The organism is Duganella sp. CF402, assembly GCF_900109645.1.
GTDB lineage: Bacteria > Pseudomonadota > Gammaproteobacteria > Burkholderiales > Burkholderiaceae_D > Rugamonas.
Genome location: NZ_FOBG01000001.1, coordinates 3,800,242 through 3,815,198, shown reverse-complemented (window position 1 = coordinate 3,815,198; position 14,957 = coordinate 3,800,242). Strand labels below are relative to the sequence as shown.

The following is a 14,957-nucleotide window of genomic DNA, read 5'->3' as shown; positions in this document are numbered from 1 at the left end:
AGTGTAGCCGATTGCTAGCTGGTCGTCGCCGCCAATTCCAGCAGCGTGGCGCGGAAGGTCGCCACCAGCGGCCGCAGGTTGATGCGGTGCCAGGCGGCCCACAGCGGCGCGCGGTACTCGAACCACGGCAGCTCGCGCAGCGCCACGCCCGGCGGCGCCTGATGCTGCAAGCCTTGCTGCACCATCGCCACGCCCAGCCCCGCCGCCACCAGACTGAGGGCGGTCACCGGTTCGCTGGCCTCCATCTTGATGTGCGGGGTGAAGCCGGAGCGCACGCAGGCCGCCACGAAGTTGTGGTGATGCTCGCCGGTTTCGTGGTGGCGCACGGCGATCCATTCCAGCCCGGCCAGGTCGGCCGGCTGCAGGGTCTTGGCCGCGCACAGCGGATGGCCTTCGGGCAGGGCCAGCATCATCGGGTCGCTCAGTACGCGCGCGCGTTCGAGATCGGGATCGTCGGCCGCCGGTGGATCGCACACCAGGGCGATATCGAGGCTGCGCTGGCGCAGGCCTTCCAGCTGTTCGGACGAATACAGGCTATGCAAGGCCACGTGCACATTCGGCCGCGCCGCCCGCAGCGCGCGCAGGCCGGCCGGCAGCACGCCGGCGTGCATGGCGTTTTCGACGTAGCCGATGCACAGCCCACCCTCGTCGCCGCGCCCCAGCCGCTTGGCCAGCGCTTCCAGCCGCGTGGCGTGCAGCAGGAAGGCCTGCGCCTCTGCCAGGAAGGTGCGGCCGTCGCGCGTCAGGCGGATGCGTTGCTGGCTGCGTTCGAACAGCGTCAGTCCGAGCTTTTCTTCCAGCTGGGCGATCTGCCGGCTCAGCGGCGATTGCGAGATGTGCAGGCGCTCAGCGGCTCGCCCTACGTGCTCCTCTTCGGCCACAGTGACGAAGTATTGAAGTTGGCGGATGTCTAACATATCAGACCTTTTGTGACTCAAGTTGTGCAAATTATGTCTTGGACAGTCTGATCTAGTCAACTTAAACTGGCTTCACTTTCTTCCGCATTTACTCCACCTTCTAAGGAATCAAGATGAGTATCCGTCACAAACTACAGGGCAAACTGGGCTTCGGCACCGCGCCACTGGGCAATATGTTCCGCGACATTCCGCAGGCCGAAGCGCTGGCCACGGTGGACGCGGCTTGGGAGCAGGGCATCCGCTACTTCGACACCGCGCCGCTGTACGGCGCCGGCCTGGCCGAGCTGCGTCTCGGCGAAGCGCTGGCCAAGCGCAAGCGCGAAGACTATGTGTTGAGCACCAAGGTCGGTCGCCTGATCCTTGATGAAATCGAAGACCCGGCCGCGCGCGACATGGGCGAAAAAGGCGGCGTGTTTGAACACGGCCTGCCGAACAAAATCCTCAACGACTACAGCGCCGACGCCACCCTGCGCTCGATCGAGGACAGCCTGAAACGCCTGAAGACCGATTATCTCGATATCGTCTACGTGCACGACGTGGCGCAGGATTTCTACGGCGACCAATGGCTGGCGCAATTCGAGATCGCCCGCACCGGCGCCTTCCGCGTACTGGATCGCCTGCGCGATGAAGGCGTCATCAAAGGCTGGGGCCTGGGCGTGAACCGCGTGGAGGCGCTGGAACTGGCGCTGGACCTGAAGGAAGCCAGGCCGGACACCATGCTGCTGGCCGGCCGCTACACGCTGCTCGATCATGAGCGCGCGCTGCAACGGCTGCTGCCGGCGGCGCAGCAGCGCGGCGTCGATATCGTGGTCGGCGGCCCATACAGTTCGGGCATCCTGGCTGGCGGCACGCACTTTGAATACCAGAAGGCGTCGCCGGAAATCATCGCCCGCGTGGAGCGCATCAAGGCCATCGCACAGAAGCACGGCATCAGCGTGAAGGCGGCGGCGTTGCAGTTCGCGCTGGCCCACCCTGCGGTGGCGGCGGTGATTCCGGGCGCCAGCCGTCCGGAGCGCATCGCGGAAGATCACGCGGCGCTGAACCAGCAGATTCCATCCGCGTTCTGGCACGAGATGCGCGAACAAAAACTGGTGGCCGCCGACGCGCCGCTGCCGACTGACAAGGAGTAAACATGAGTATTCCAGCAATGGGTTTAGGGACTTTCCGCCTGCAGGGCGAGGTGGTGACTGATTCGGTACGCAACGGCCTGGAGGCAGGCTATCGCGTGATCGATACGGCGCAGATCTATGGCAACGAAGCGGAAGTCGGCGCGGCGATTGCGGCCAGCGGCGTGGCGCGTTCGGAGTTGTTCATCACCACCAAAATCTGGACCGAGAATCTCTCGCGCGACAAGCTGGTTCCGAGCTTGAAGGAGAGTTTGTCCAAGCTGCGCACCGATTATGTGGACCTGCTGCTGATTCACTGGCCGTCGCCGGGCGGCGCGGTGCCGGTGAAGGAGTTCATGACGGCGCTGGCGGAGGCCAAGGAGCAAGGCCTCGCACGCCAGATCGGCATCTCCAACTTCACGGTGGAACTGATGCAGCAGGCGATAGCCGCTGTCGGCGCGAAGGCGATCGCCACCAACCAGATCGAGCTGCATCCGTATCTGCAGAACCGCAAGGTGGTGGAGTTCGCGCGTCGGAACGGCATCCACATCACGTCCTACATGACGCTGGCCTACGGCAAAGTGCTGGGCGATCCGGTGATCCAGCAGATCGCCGCGCGCCGAGGTGCGACGCCGGCGCAGGTGGTGCTGGCGTGGGCGATGAAGCTGGGCTACGCGGTGATTCCATCGTCGACCAAGCGCGCCAATTTGGAGAGCAACCTGAAGGCGGCCGCGCTGCAACTGAGCGACGAGGACATGGCGCAGATCGCGGCGCTGGAGCGCGGCGAACGCCTTACCAGTCCAGCAGGCCTCGCGCCTGCGTGGGACTAGGCTTTACGGCGGCACACCAGCGCTATCTGTTCACGCAGCCAGCGCAGGGCCGGATGGGCATCGTTGCGGCGATGCCAGTGCAGGACGAACGGCACCGGCGCCAGCGCGATCTCCTTCGGCAGGGACAGCAGCGCAAGCTGGTCGCGCAAGCCGCTGCACTGCACCGCGCCCTCCATCATGGTTGCCAGCAGGTCGCTGTTGGCGACGATGGCGGGTGCCGCGTACATCTGCGGCAGCGTGACGGCGATATCGCGTTTGCGGCCCAACTGGGCCAGCACCGTGTCGACGTGGCCGACGCCGTCGCCTTCCGGCGATACCAGCAGGTGCTGGCAGGCGAGGAAGGCGTTCAGCGTCATTTTCTTCTTGGTCAGCGGATGCTTCTTGCGCGCCACGCACACGAAGCGTTCTTCAAACAGCGGCATGGTGGGAATGCGCGGCGTACTGGCGCCCGGGACGCCGATGGTGGCATCGGCTTCGCCGGCATCCAGCAGCGCCAGGGCGTGGTCGCGCGCGGTGAAGGAACGGACGCGCAGTTTGACGCCCGGCGCCAGCTGCGCAAGCCGCTGCTGCAGTGCCGGCAGTACGTTAAATGCCGGATGGTCGGACAGGCCGATGGTGAAGCGGCTGGCTGAGCGGTGCGGATCGAATTCCTGCGTGAACTCCAGCGTACGCTGGATGCTGGCCAGTGCTTCGCCCAGCGGCGACGCCAGTTCCAGTGCGCGCGGCGTCGGCTGCAGGCCGCTGGCGCTGCGCACGAACAGGTCGTCCTTCAGCAGCAGGCGCAGTCGCGACAGCGCGGCGCTCATGGCGGGCTGGGTGCGTCCGATGCGCACGCCTGCGCGCGTGACGTTACGCTCGCACATCAGGGCGTCGAAGGCCACCAGCAGGTTAAGGTCGATTCCATGTAAATCCATGAGATGGATAATACTGCATATCTATTATCGATTGGACTTGCGTGCGGTGGCGGTACTACAGTGAGCGGGTCACTTACTCACTTAGGAAGCGCATCATGATCATGCAGGAAAACGGCCTGACTACGGCCCAGCAGCAAGCCATTGAAAACCTCTACCGCGCCTTCAACGAGCAGAATCCCGACCTGCTCGACCTGGCGCTGACGGCGGACTGGCAGGACATTCCGCTCGGCCCCGGCCAGCAGCCGGGCAGGGAGGGCATGCGGCCGATCGTCGCCATGTTCACCGCCGCCTTCCCGGATGTGAAGATCACGATCCACGATATCTTCGGCCGCGACGGGCGCGCAGCGGTGCGGGCGCAGATCACCGGCACGCATCGCGGAGAGTTCTTCGGCATTCCCGCCACGGGCAAGCCGATTGCCATCGCCATCCATGAGTTCCATCACCTGACGGAGGATCGCATCACCCACACGTGGCACCTGGAGGATTGGTTCGCCATGCTGAATCAGGTAGACGCGTGGCCGCCGCGCTGATATATTCGTCGCATTCACACATGAGGTATTCGTCCGATGCGCAATTAATGTTGTTGTCTGCTTAAGCACCAGTTCCACCGGGACGGTTTTGACACATCATTATTGGGCTTCATCATGACGAATACCTGTCTGACGCTGGAAGGCGTCTCGTTCACGCTGGCCGACGGCCGCGTGCTTTTCCAGGACCTGAACGAAGTTTTTGACCAGCGCCGCACTGGCCTCGTCGGCAGCAATGGCGCGGGCAAGAGCGTGCTCGCTCGCCTGATGGCAGGCGAGCTTGCGTCATCGTCAGGCCGGGTCGCTGGCGGCGGCACGGCGCACTATCTGTCGCAGCACATCGCGCAGGAAGGCACGGTGGCCGCGCTGGCGGGTGTGCAGACGGTGCTGGCGGCATTGGCGCGGATTGAAAACGGCAGCGCCGATCCGGCCGATTTCGACGCCGTGGGCGATGGCTGGGACATGCGCGAGCGCTTGCAATCCGAACTGGATCGCCACGGCTTGCCGCACCTGCGGCCTGACACGCCGGCAGCCTCGCTAAGCGGCGGCGAAGCGATGCGCGTGTCGCTGATTGCTGCGTGGCTGTCCGGCGCCAATTTCCTCATCCTTGATGAGCCGAGCAACCATCTGGACCGCGCGAACCGGTTGGCGTTGCAGGTGCAGTTGCGCCTCTGGCCGCATGGCCTGCTGGTGATTAGTCACGACCGCGAACTGCTGGCGCAGATGGATCGTATCGTCGAGCTGTCGCCGCTTGGTTTGCGCAGCTACGGCGGCGGCTACTCCTTTTACGCCGAGTGCAAGCGCAGCGAGGACGATGCGGCGCAGCGCTTGCTGGACCAGCGCAAGCTGGAACGCAAGCGCGAAACGCACGCCATGCGCGAGCAGCAGGAGCGGCAGGCGCAGCGTGCGGCCAAGGGCGCGCGTGATGGCCGCGATGCGAATCAGGCCAGGATCCTGCTGGGGGGCCAGAAGAACCGCGCGCAAGGCACGGCGGGCAGGCTGCGGCAGCAGCAGGCAGCACAGCAAGATCTTTTGTCGCAGCGTGTGCGCGAAGCCGCGCAGCAGGTTGCGCCGGTTGCCGCTATCGCCATGCATGCAGTGGCCGGCCCGCAGGCGGCGCGTTTGCGTGTGGCGGAGTTGGCGGACGTGTTGCTGCCGCACGCGTCGCCGGCCACCCGCGCTAACGTGACCATTAGCCTGACCATCACCGGCCAGCAGCGCATTGCCGTGGTGGGGCCGAACGGCTGTGGCAAATCCACCTTGCTGCGCACGCTGGCAGGGAAGCTTGCACCGCTCGCAGGGCGTTGCGAAGTCCGCGCGCGCGCCACATATCTCGACCAGCAACTGGCCGACCTGACGGCGCAGCGCTCAGCGATCCACCACCTGCAGGCAGCGAACCACGCGGCCGGCGAATCGGCGCTACGCACGCATCTGGCGCAAATGGGATTGGATGCGGCGCTGGCCGCAGCACCGGTCGGCACGCTCAGTGGCGGCGAGCGATTGAAAGTGGCGCTGGCCTGTGCGCTATACGCCCATCCGCCGGCGCAACTGCTACTGCTGGATGAACCGAGCAACCACCTCGACCTCGCCTCGCTGAATGCATTGGAGATCATGCTGCGCCAGTATCAAGGCGCGCTACTGGTGGTATCGCACGATGAAACCTTTCTGCAAGCACTGAACCTCACGCATCGATTAGAGGCGGGCGTCGAAGGCTGGCACTTGCAAGCGTTAGCAAATTAGGAATACTATGCGCCGAAGCTAACCACCTTGAAGGAGCAAGCATATGACGGCAAAAGCCGCACTTCGCGCGGCCATCGCGGCTGCCGCAGTGGCACTGAGCACGGGCGCTATCGCCGGCCCGGATGGCATGAGCAACGCGAACGCATCCGACAAAGTCTCCATCGGCTCCTTGTTCATTGTGGCTTCGCCGGTGGCCAGCGCGGCCGGTTCCGGCAACGGCGATTCCGGCCCCGGCGCAGGCTCGGTGGCGATGATCGCCGGCGGCGCGTATGTCGTCAGCGGCATCGTGCAGGGCGCTGCGGGCGTGGTGGAGATTTTGCTGTCGTCGGTATCGACCGGGGCCAAGCTGTCCGTCAAGATCAGCGGCAAGACGGTAGACGCGATCGGCATGTCGGTCGGCACCACGGTGTCCGTCATCTCCGAGACCGCCGGCACACTGCTAGTGGCTTCCGGCAAAGTAGTGGCCTTCATTCCCAATGCGCTGGGCGAGGCCTTGCTGTCGCAAAAACGCCTGCCAGCCCAATGAGGCGCGCGTCCGGAACGATCTCATGGCTGGCATTGCTGGCTGTCTGCCACGCGGCTCCGGCATATGCGGGCCGCTCGTGCGAAGACAAGCCGATAACGCAGAAAGCCTTCAGCGATGCAATGGCCTCTGGCCAGACCTTGCAGGCGGTGCTCGATGGCACCGGCGCCGATGTGGCGCTGGTGGCGCGGCAGGGGCAGGATTTATCCAAGTATCGCCTGAAGTACTCGCACGCCGGACTGGCTTTCCGTCCGGCGCCGGGCCAGCCGTGGCGCGTGGTCGAACTGCTCAACGATTGCGGTACGGCCGATTCCGAACTGTGGATGGACGGGCTGGCGAACTTCTTCCTGGACGATCCGTTCACGCTCGATGCACTGGTGATGTCGCCTCCGCCCAAGGTGGCGGCGCGGCTGAAGGACATACTGGCCGACCCGGCTGCGCTGCGCCGGCTGCATCAGGTGAAGTACAACATGGTGGCCTATCCGTTTTCTACCAAGTACCAGAACTCCAACCAGTGGGTGCTGGAAGTGGTGGCGGCGTCCGAGGCCAGCGAAGTGCGCGTACGTTCTCGCGAACAGGCGCAAGGCTGGCTTAAGCTGGCTGGCTATCAGCCGACTGAGATGAATATCGGCCCGTTGACGCGGCTCGGCGGGCGCATGTTCAAAGCGAACATCGCGTTTGACGATCATCCCAGCGCGTTGCGGTTTTCAGACCGCATCAACGCCGTGACGGTGGACTCCGTGCAGGCCTTCCTCCAGTCCCGCGAGGAAGGCTGGCGCGTGCAGGAGATCAAGGGGCCGCGCTGATCACCGCCACCGCGCCGCCGGACGGCGCCAGCTTGAGGGTGATGCTCTGGCCGGCGTTGACCTTGCTGGTGCTGGCTTTCAGGTGATTGGCGTCGGCGCCGTCCTGCAGCAGCTGCGCGTTGTATGCGCCCTTGCCGAGGAAGGACAGCGGAACCTTCAGCGTGCGGCCGGCTTCATTGGTCATCGCGCCGATGTACCACGTGTCGCCCTTGCGGCGCGCCGAGACGATGTACTGGCCGATGTCGCCGGACAGGATGCGCGTTTCGTCCCACGACGTCGGCACGGTCTGGATGAACTCCGCGCCATCGGCCCATGAACCGTCGGCGTTCTTGTAGGCGGCCGGGCTGTCGGACACCATCTGGAACGGGCTGTCGTACACCACGTACATGGCGACGGCCTGGCCGCGCGTGGTCATCACCTGCGGCTCGTGGTTGCGATGCGCGAAGGTGGCCGGCGTGGCGTTGTGGAAGCCGCCCGGCGTGTAGTCCATCGGGCCGAGGACCATGCGCGTGAACGGCAGCGTGACGTTGTGCGAAGCCGTGATGCGCGCGCTCCACTTGTTGTTCTCTGCACCGAGCACACCCTCCTGCGTGATGTAGTTCGGCCAGGTGCGGTTCAGGCCATTCGGCGGATAGGCGCCGTGCAGGTCCACCATCAGCTTATGCTCGGCGGCCTTGCTCAGCACCTTGTGATACCAGTCGACCATCTCCTGGTCGTTGCGGTTCATGAAGTCCACCTTCACGCCCTTGATGCCCCATGCGGCGTATTGCGCGAAGGCGGCGTCCATCTGGTTGTCCAGCTGCTGCCACTGCACCCACAGCCACACGCCGACGTTTTTAGACTTCGCGTATTGCAGCAGGGCCGGCATGTCCAGCTCCGGCTTGGCGCGGGTGACATCGGCTTGCGGGTTCGGCTCGACGTCGCTGCCCACCGACCAGCCTTCGTCGATCAGGATATCGTCCAGCTTCATCTCTTTCGAGAAGTCGACGAAGGCTTTGTAGGTGGCGGTGTTCACACCGGCATTCGGCACGTTGACGGCCCAGTCGTTCCACCAGTCCCACGAGGTCTTGGACGGCTTGATCCAGCTGGTGTCCTTGATTTGCGACGGCGCGGCCAAGGTCGGGATCAGCGACGAGGCGGTGAGGTCGCCGGGAGCATCGCCCAGCATCACCACGCGCCACGGGGTCTGGAAGCCCTGGCCCTTCAGCTGCACATTGGCGGAAACGGTTTTGCGGAAGCGGTAATCGCGGTTGTTGTCGAAGCGCGGTGGCAGCGTGACCATCACGCCCAGGCCCGCGTCGCCACGGCCGGACAGGTAGAAGCCCGGATAGTCCTTCACATCCGATTCGGCGATGGCGAAGGTGGTCGTGCCCGCGCCGGTCTTGCACACCAGCGGCGCGATGACGTTGTGGAAGTTGCGGATGCCGGAGGCTTTGATCTTGTCGTATTCGGCCTCGAAGCTGGTGTCGAAGCGGCCCATGTTGGCGCCCCAGCAGTCGTAGTCCTTGGCGAAGTTGAATTGCGTGGCCTCGTTCATCACCTTGAACGCGGACAGGCCTTGCTGCTCCGGCACTGCGTAGCGCAGGGCCACGCCGTTGTCGTAGGCGCGCACCAGCAGCTGGAATTGCGGCGCCTTGCCGTTGGCGGCGAAGGACAGTGTCGATTCGTTGAAATGATCGGCCGCGCTGCGCGCCTTGCCGACCACGATGTCGTACGTCTCCCTGACGCTGCGCTGCGTGCTGCCGTTCAGCTTTGCGCCGGCGCCGAGGGAGCCGATGTCGAGATTGAGGCCGAGCGGTGAGGCCTCGATGATGCGCTTGCCGTCGCGGCTCACCGCATAAGTGAGCTTGGCGCTATCGATGGCAACGACGTTGCGGCCATCCGGCGATTTGACGGTAATGGTTTCTGCGTGGGCTGACGCAGCCAGGATGCTGAACGCCAGCAGGCTTGCGGCGCGGGTGTGATCTACCATAAAGTCTCCGGGAATTTTAGTTGTTCCCAATTGTGCAATCAGCACCGCGACGCCGCAATTATGAAATTGACCAAGCGCGCGTATGTTTATTCACGCGTGGCGCAACAGCCGTCTCACTCGAACTGGATGCGGGTGATGTAGTACGGGCTGTAGGCGTTGGCCTGCCCCTGCCAGGCGATGCCGTCGATGGTCTTGCCGTCGGCGGCGATGTCCTTGAGCGGGACTTCGACCTGGGCCCAGGTCTTGGCCTTGGGCTGGATGACGTAGCTGGTGTCGACCGGTTTGCCGTCGATCATGGCTTTCACCATCAGCGTCTGGCCGCCCTGGGCGCCGCCGTTGATGGTGAAGGTCAGCTTGGTGTAGCCGGCGGTGGAGAAGGCGTCGTGATGCAGCGCCAGCGCGCTCCACGGCTCGCCCTGTACTTTGATCGGCTTGGAGCCGCCGGCCGGCACGGCCAGGTCGACCTTGGCCCAGCTCCAGCTTTGCCAGCCATTTTTCAGTTCATCGTCATACACCACCAGAGGTTGCGTCTGGGCGAGCGACGGCCTGGCCAGCGCCAGTCCCGCCACCGCCGCGATAAATCCACGACGAGTAGGCATAGTGTCTCCAATTTTGGTTTTTAGTGCCGGAAAATGTACAACCTGGCTGGCGATTTTTCAACCAAACTTTGCTTGCTGGGCCATATTTAGTAAAGCGCGCGCAACGCATCGCGATTATCATGTGCTGCATCACTGGAGGACTCATGCACATACGTTTCGCCCACGCCGACGACGCCAAGGCGATTGCCGCCATCTACAACCCCTACATCCTCAACACCGCCATCAGCTTCGAAGAAGAGCCGGTCACCGATGGCGCAATGGCGCAGCGCATCGCCGATGTGCAGGACGGCGGCCTGCCTTGGCTGGTGGCAGAGCGGGACGGCAAGGTGCTGGGCTATGCCTACGCCACCAAGTGGCGTGTGCGGCATGCGTACCGCTTCTCGGTCGAGAGTTCGGTCTATCTGGCGCCGGAAGCGGCGCGGCAGGGTGTGGGTTCGGCCTTGTACACGGCGCTGCTGACGCAGTTGGCCGAGCGAGGCTGCCATCTGGTTATCGGCGGCATTGCGTTGCCAAACGAGGCCAGCGTCGCCCTGCACGAGAAAATGGGCTACGAAAAAGTCGCCCACTTCCGCGAAGTGGGCTTCAAGTTCGGCCGCTGGATTGACGTGGCCTACTGGCAGAAGACGCTGGCTTAGCCGAAGGTGAACGCGAACGCTTCCGCGCCTTTGTCGAGGAAGCGGATGTCGAAGCGGCGCTGTTTGACGCTGCCGTTCTGGCGCACCAGCTGATACAGGCGGGTGGCGTCGATCACGCCATTGCCGTCGGCATCGATATCGGCGCCGTGGTCGGCGCCGGGCGCGCGGCCGTCGAGCGTGACCTTGATCCTGACCTTGTGGCCGGCGGCGCCCGGTCCTGCGACGAGGTGCAAGTCGCGCGCCTTGAACTGGTAGGCGATGCCGGCGCCGGCATCGGCGGATACCGCGCTTTCAGCGCCGACCACCCACTGGCCCGACAAGCCCCATTGATTCAGATCGAGCCGGTCCACGGTGTACATCTGCGCGCGGTCCTCGCGCAGCTTGGGCGTGGCGCGGTAATTCTCTGCCTTCTGGTAGCCGACGTAGGCCTCGCCGGATTCAAGGCTGGCCAGGTCGGGCTGCATTTGCTCGTCGTTGGCGCTGGGGTTGACCAGCGTGGTATCGACCGGGCCGGGGCCGGCCTCGGCCAGCAACGACTGGATGGCGCGCTCCATCTTGTCGTAGCCGCCTTCGCCGAACTGATGATGACGCAGCTTGCCGGTGGCGTCGGACAGATACAGCGCCGGCCAGTACTGGTTGCCCCAGGCCCGCCAGATCTGCTGCTTGCTGTCGACGGCGATCGGATAGTCCATCTTGAAGCGGCCGACGGCGGTGTTGATGTTGACCAGGTCTTCCTCGAACTTGAATTCCGGCGTGTGCACGCCGACCACCACCAGGCCGCGCTCGCGGTACTTGGCGGCCCAGGCGCGGATGTAGGGCACGGTGCGGATGCAGTTGATGCAGGAGTAGGTCCAGAAATCGACCAGCACCACCTTGCCGCGCAGCTGCATCGGCGTCAGCGGCGCGGAGTTGAGCCAGGTGGTGGCGCCGTCGAAGCCGGCGAGGCGGCCTTCCACCGGCAGGGGGCTGCGGTAGGGCGGGGCCTCCGCTGCGAAGGCAGGAGCCGGCGTGCCGGCGAGCACCACGGCAAACAGCACGCTGGCGGCGGCAATCATGTGGGAGGTTTTCGTTTTCATCATCCCGCCATTCTAGTGGGATTGTCACCCCAGTCCATCTCCCAATCGGGGAGTTCAGAGTATGGCAGCGCTGATTTCGATGTTCTCCGCAACCGGGCGGACAATTTTTTTTACCCCGTGCCCCGCGTTGTTTTCTATGACCACACCCACCAACCCCAGCTCGGCGAGTTTTGCGATGTCTTTGGAAACCGCGCTGGGATCGCGGCGCGCGGCGGCGGCCAGCTCTGAAATAGAGCGCTTGCCGGATCTTGCGAGTCTTAAGAGTTCAAAACGCTTTGGCGTCAAGACAGCCATGAAGGTTTCAAATGGGTGAGTGTGTATCGCTACGGAGTAAGGGATCGGTGTCTTCTTGTCGATGGCGCGCGCGACCTCCCGTCCCCTGGCAGCACGTGCATCAAAGATCCGAAAGTCATCCAGCGTCACTAGCGCCTTTTTGGTGCGTGCCATCTCTATTCCCCTTTCACAAACTTAAGAGCAATTTCGCGCCACTCTCGTTCAAACTTTTCCCGAATCTCATCCCAAGGCAAACTCGGCTCCGGAGTGATCGTTCCCATGAAGTGGCGATGAGGGAAGCCGTGTGCATTGTCATATCCAAGCACTCGGCCGTTATCGCCGGCAAAAATCAAGGGATTAATGTAGGCCAAGGAATAGTGGCGAAGCTCCCCGGACGGCATTTCTTGTTCCACCAACTCCTTTAAAACACCGCCGCCCAAGCGGGCAGGAATCCTGGTGTCTGCAGGAGCGTGCCGGCTGATACCAGTATTTTTGACTGAAATTTTTTCTTTGCTTGTGCGCGATGAAGCCATAATTCACCAGCGGTACAGGTATGATCTGCAGCTTCCATGCTGCAGTCAAGCACAGGAGTTAATCTGAGCTTCATCGTGCCGTGATGTCCTGTTGAAGGTTTTGTTATAGAGCAATCTTTCTGCGTGGGGAAGGCGCATAATCTGTGATTTCTTAGTAATGCTCCTGGAGCGCAGAAAGCGGAGTATGCGAAAACCCTCAATGGCTGCACTGATTGAAATACTGAAGGGCCAAAAAATCCATTCCCCTAAGATGACTTGGAGTGAATTCGAAGATCACGTAAAGAAGGTCTACGAGTTCATGTTAAGCGTTGACGGCGAGAATGTAGTCGTTGGCCGCAACGTGCAGTTGCGCGGGAAAACAGGTGCGATGTATGAAATAGATGTCTACTACGAATTTGAAAAAGCCGGAATCCGACACCGCGTAGCTTTTGAATGCAAGAATACCAAGCGCCCTGTCGAGCGAGCCAAGGTCGGTTCGTTCAAGAGTGTAGTCGACCAATTTCCGGGCATGACGGCGGTGATGATCTCCGCCGCAGGCTATCAGCGCGGCGCTCAGGAATTCGCCGATGAAAACGGCATCTTGCTGCTAAAGTTGGACGACCTGCCGACAATTTCTCAACTCCTCGGCATATTGTTAGAACAGGCGACGATGCCTGACGAGAAAAGCGTCGGTGCTCCGTTCTGGACCTTATTTGAGTCCGCAACAAATGCACCCTACGGTACATACCAGAGGGGACTGCTCCTGTCTGTGCTGTTTTATTCGAAAGTGCATGCGCAGCAGTTCATGCGCGATCACGATCTGGAAAAGGACTGGGTTGTGCGCGGGATGTCGCAAACCCACTTCAGGAGCTTCATTCTATGCGTTGACGCTTTAGACGGCTTGTTTAGACGCTGGTGTCGACGCTCTCCGGCACGCCAGCCGGATAAGCCGCTATCCAGGGCAGCGTATTGGAATCGGTAGGTTTCGATTGAGTGATGTTCATATTATTTGCCCAGGAATGCCGCAAGCGGCGGTGCGTAATTGGTCATAAGGAGTACGCGCAAGGTCCAGCAACAACTGTGTAAAGCCTACCGTCTCACTGCGCATCCGTTCGATGTCGATTTTGTCTGCTGTCGTGATGCTTTGCCCCCAGTCCAGCAGATAGTGCGGGCCGGTGATGTAGTTGATGGTGGGAAGTCGCGCCTGTCCCCAAAAATACTGGCCTTCGCCAGGCCAGATCGCGTCATTGGCTGTGCCACGACCAAGAGGATTGGTCGGCAATAGGACCATGCTAGGCGCGTTCTCGATTCGTGGTTGCAGCTTCTGCGCACAACGGATGAGGGCAGGAATATCTGGCAAATAAAGCGCAGCAGGCTCGCCCAGTCCGCTCGGTGAGAGCTGACCTTGGGCATCGGGTAGCCATTCCGTCGCCCCCAGATGCTCAATCGACAAAACCGCCGCGATTCGCTCAAGAATGCCGTCGCTACTGTGACGCTGTATGAACTGTTCCACACCTACGCCACCCGCAAAATGCCCGGTCGATAGCATGATCATGACACTGCGAGGTAAAGCTCCGCTAGGTAACCGGGCCAAGTATTGAGCTATGTCCACTATCGCATTAGGGCCGTTGTCTTCGATGCCGTTGGTGCCATCGGTGTGGCTATTTATTACGACGAGCTCTGCGCTGGCACCAGGAATAATCCCAATCAGGTTGCGAGTGTTGATGGAAGCCACCTGTGCCGGCAGCGTAATCGTCAACCAGCGAGCCTCGCGCGCAGCACGTCGCAGAACCGCCCCGGCGGACTGTTCTACAAACAGCCCCGGAACTGAATGCAATTCGCGATCATAAGGAATATACGAATGCGGAGCGTCTGTGATGGCTACGAAGCCAACGGCACCCACTGCCTCTAGGGCAGCCATCAGGCGATGGACCACAGCCATATAGATATAGGGGCGTAGATAGGATCGGTCATGACGCATCTCACCATGAGGGTCATGGATGGAAACTGCGTTAGCCATCATCATGGTCCCTGCAACGGCGACGGACTCGATATCGACCACCACGATCTTGCCTTGGCAAGCCGCATTTGGCACAGCCCCCGCGGCCATGTAGACAGCTGGCGCAGACAAACCTCGCTGAGAAGTCTGTCCCGAATATGGAACGTAGGCTGCCGCAACCAGTGGCCCTGCGTCAGGCCCGGTGTTCACCGTCAGCCCCCATTGTTCGGTATGCCAACGCTTAAAGTTCACTTCCTCTACATACAACTGTCCAACGCCTGCGGCTTGCAGGCGCTGACATAGTTCTGACACATAGGCCTCGTGCGCTGCGCTGCCGGTAGCTCGCAATCCTCGCCGGTCAAGATCCTCTTGCCAGGACATCAATTGTGAAAGCGGCAGGAACTGCTGGGCGTCGACAGTTTCCGCAGCCGCTGCCGGCAACAAGTCGCGCGGCCACCAAGTCTCGGCGACCTGCTCGCCGGGGGCATTCAAATGGTCCCTTGGGTGCATGAATTGCTCCGATTGAAG

16 protein-coding genes are annotated in these 14,957 nt (G+C 62.3%); 8 read left to right on the top strand and 8 right to left on the bottom strand.

The window, feature by feature from the left end; all coding sequences use genetic code 11:
- Nucleotides 1-14: 14 nt before the first annotated feature.
- Nucleotides 15-917, bottom strand: coding sequence for a LysR substrate-binding domain-containing protein (locus BMZ70_RS17085; protein ID WP_092276829.1), 903 nt, complete (start codon nt 915-917; stop codon nt 15-17).
- A 113-nt stretch (nt 918-1,030) separates the two neighbouring features.
- On the opposite strand from BMZ70_RS17085, the gene BMZ70_RS17080 reads away from it, so the two are divergent.
- The gene (locus BMZ70_RS17080; RefSeq protein WP_130300740.1) at nt 1,031-2,047 is read left to right on the top strand and encodes an aldo/keto reductase; all 1,017 of its coding nucleotides are present in this window, start codon (nt 1,031-1,033) and stop codon (nt 2,045-2,047) included.
- Nucleotides 2,048-2,049: 2 nt separating this feature from the next.
- The gene (gene dkgB / locus BMZ70_RS17075) at nt 2,050-2,853 is read left to right on the top strand and encodes a 2,5-didehydrogluconate reductase DkgB (RefSeq protein WP_092276826.1); all 804 of its coding nucleotides are present in this window, start codon (nt 2,050-2,052) and stop codon (nt 2,851-2,853) included.
- Here dkgB and BMZ70_RS17070 read toward each other — a convergent pair.
- Nucleotides 2,850-3,767, bottom strand: a complete 918-nt coding sequence (locus BMZ70_RS17070; RefSeq protein WP_092276823.1) for a LysR substrate-binding domain-containing protein — start codon at nt 3,765-3,767, stop codon at nt 2,850-2,852. The genes dkgB and BMZ70_RS17070 overlap by 4 nt on opposite strands.
- A 95-nt stretch (nt 3,768-3,862) precedes the next feature.
- Here BMZ70_RS17070 and BMZ70_RS17065 point away from each other — a divergent pair, with 95 nt between their 5' ends.
- The 4 genes from BMZ70_RS17065 (at nt 3,863) to BMZ70_RS17050 (ending at nt 7,363) form a co-directional block, all read left to right on the top strand.
- Complete coding sequence (locus BMZ70_RS17065; RefSeq protein WP_092276820.1) at nt 3,863-4,297, top strand: ester cyclase; 435 nt, start codon at nt 3,863-3,865, stop codon at nt 4,295-4,297.
- Between the two features lie 114 nt (nt 4,298-4,411).
- Complete coding sequence (locus BMZ70_RS17060) at nt 4,412-6,034, top strand: ABC-F family ATP-binding cassette domain-containing protein (protein ID WP_092277930.1); 1,623 nt, start codon at nt 4,412-4,414, stop codon at nt 6,032-6,034.
- A 43-nt stretch (nt 6,035-6,077) separates the two neighbouring features.
- Nucleotides 6,078-6,560 carry a hypothetical protein gene (locus BMZ70_RS17055; protein WP_092276818.1) on the top strand — a complete coding sequence of 161 codons (483 nt, stop codon included), beginning with the start codon at nt 6,078-6,080 and terminating at the stop codon, nt 6,558-6,560.
- Nucleotides 6,557-7,363, top strand: a complete 807-nt coding sequence (locus BMZ70_RS17050; protein ID WP_092276815.1) for a DUF2145 domain-containing protein — start codon at nt 6,557-6,559, stop codon at nt 7,361-7,363. Before BMZ70_RS17055 ends, BMZ70_RS17050 begins: the two co-directional genes overlap by 4 nt.
- Here BMZ70_RS17050 and BMZ70_RS17045 read toward each other — a convergent pair.
- Both BMZ70_RS17045 and BMZ70_RS17040 read right to left on the bottom strand, forming a co-directional pair.
- On the bottom strand, nt 7,347-9,335 hold the full coding sequence (locus tag BMZ70_RS17045; RefSeq protein WP_165403454.1) for a glycoside hydrolase family 97 protein: 1,989 nt from the start codon (nt 9,333-9,335) through the stop codon (nt 7,347-7,349). The two genes, BMZ70_RS17050 and BMZ70_RS17045, sit on opposite strands and share 17 nt — an antisense overlap.
- 113 nt (nt 9,336-9,448) lie before the next feature.
- On the bottom strand, nt 9,449-9,934 hold the full coding sequence (locus BMZ70_RS17040) for a hypothetical protein (RefSeq protein ID WP_130300742.1): 486 nt from the start codon (nt 9,932-9,934) through the stop codon (nt 9,449-9,451).
- 143 nt (nt 9,935-10,077) lie between these two features.
- Between BMZ70_RS17040 and BMZ70_RS17035 the strand changes: the two genes are divergently transcribed.
- A complete protein-coding gene (locus BMZ70_RS17035; RefSeq protein ID WP_092276809.1) occupies nt 10,078-10,569 on the top strand; it encodes an arsinothricin resistance N-acetyltransferase ArsN1 family B in 492 nt (163 codons plus the stop codon).
- Here BMZ70_RS17035 and BMZ70_RS17030 read toward each other — a convergent pair.
- The 3 genes from BMZ70_RS17030 to BMZ70_RS28590 are packed head-to-tail and all read right to left on the bottom strand — an operon-like array spanning nt 10,566 to nt 12,451.
- On the bottom strand, nt 10,566-11,648 hold the full coding sequence (locus BMZ70_RS17030) for a redoxin family protein (RefSeq protein ID WP_092276806.1): 1,083 nt from the start codon (nt 11,646-11,648) through the stop codon (nt 10,566-10,568). The two genes, BMZ70_RS17035 and BMZ70_RS17030, sit on opposite strands and share 4 nt — an antisense overlap.
- 51 nt (nt 11,649-11,699) lie before the next feature.
- Complete coding sequence (locus BMZ70_RS17025; RefSeq protein ID WP_092276803.1) at nt 11,700-12,092, bottom strand: HVO_A0114 family putative DNA-binding protein; 393 nt, start codon at nt 12,090-12,092, stop codon at nt 11,700-11,702.
- A gap of 2 nt (nt 12,093-12,094) precedes the next feature.
- Nucleotides 12,095-12,451 carry a hypothetical protein gene (locus BMZ70_RS28590; RefSeq protein ID WP_207231496.1) on the bottom strand — a complete coding sequence of 119 codons (357 nt, stop codon included), beginning with the start codon at nt 12,449-12,451 and terminating at the stop codon, nt 12,095-12,097.
- A gap of 199 nt (nt 12,452-12,650) precedes the next feature.
- Between BMZ70_RS28590 and BMZ70_RS17015 the strand changes: the two genes are divergently transcribed.
- On the top strand, nt 12,651-13,412 hold the full coding sequence (locus BMZ70_RS17015; protein ID WP_165403455.1) for a restriction endonuclease: 762 nt from the start codon (nt 12,651-12,653) through the stop codon (nt 13,410-13,412).
- Between the two features lie 18 nt (nt 13,413-13,430).
- On the opposite strand, the gene BMZ70_RS17010 is transcribed toward BMZ70_RS17015, so the two are convergent.
- A complete protein-coding gene (locus BMZ70_RS17010) occupies nt 13,431-14,939 on the bottom strand; it encodes a M28 family peptidase (RefSeq protein WP_229205434.1) in 1,509 nt (502 codons plus the stop codon).
- Between the last annotated feature and the right edge of the window lie 18 nt (nt 14,940-14,957).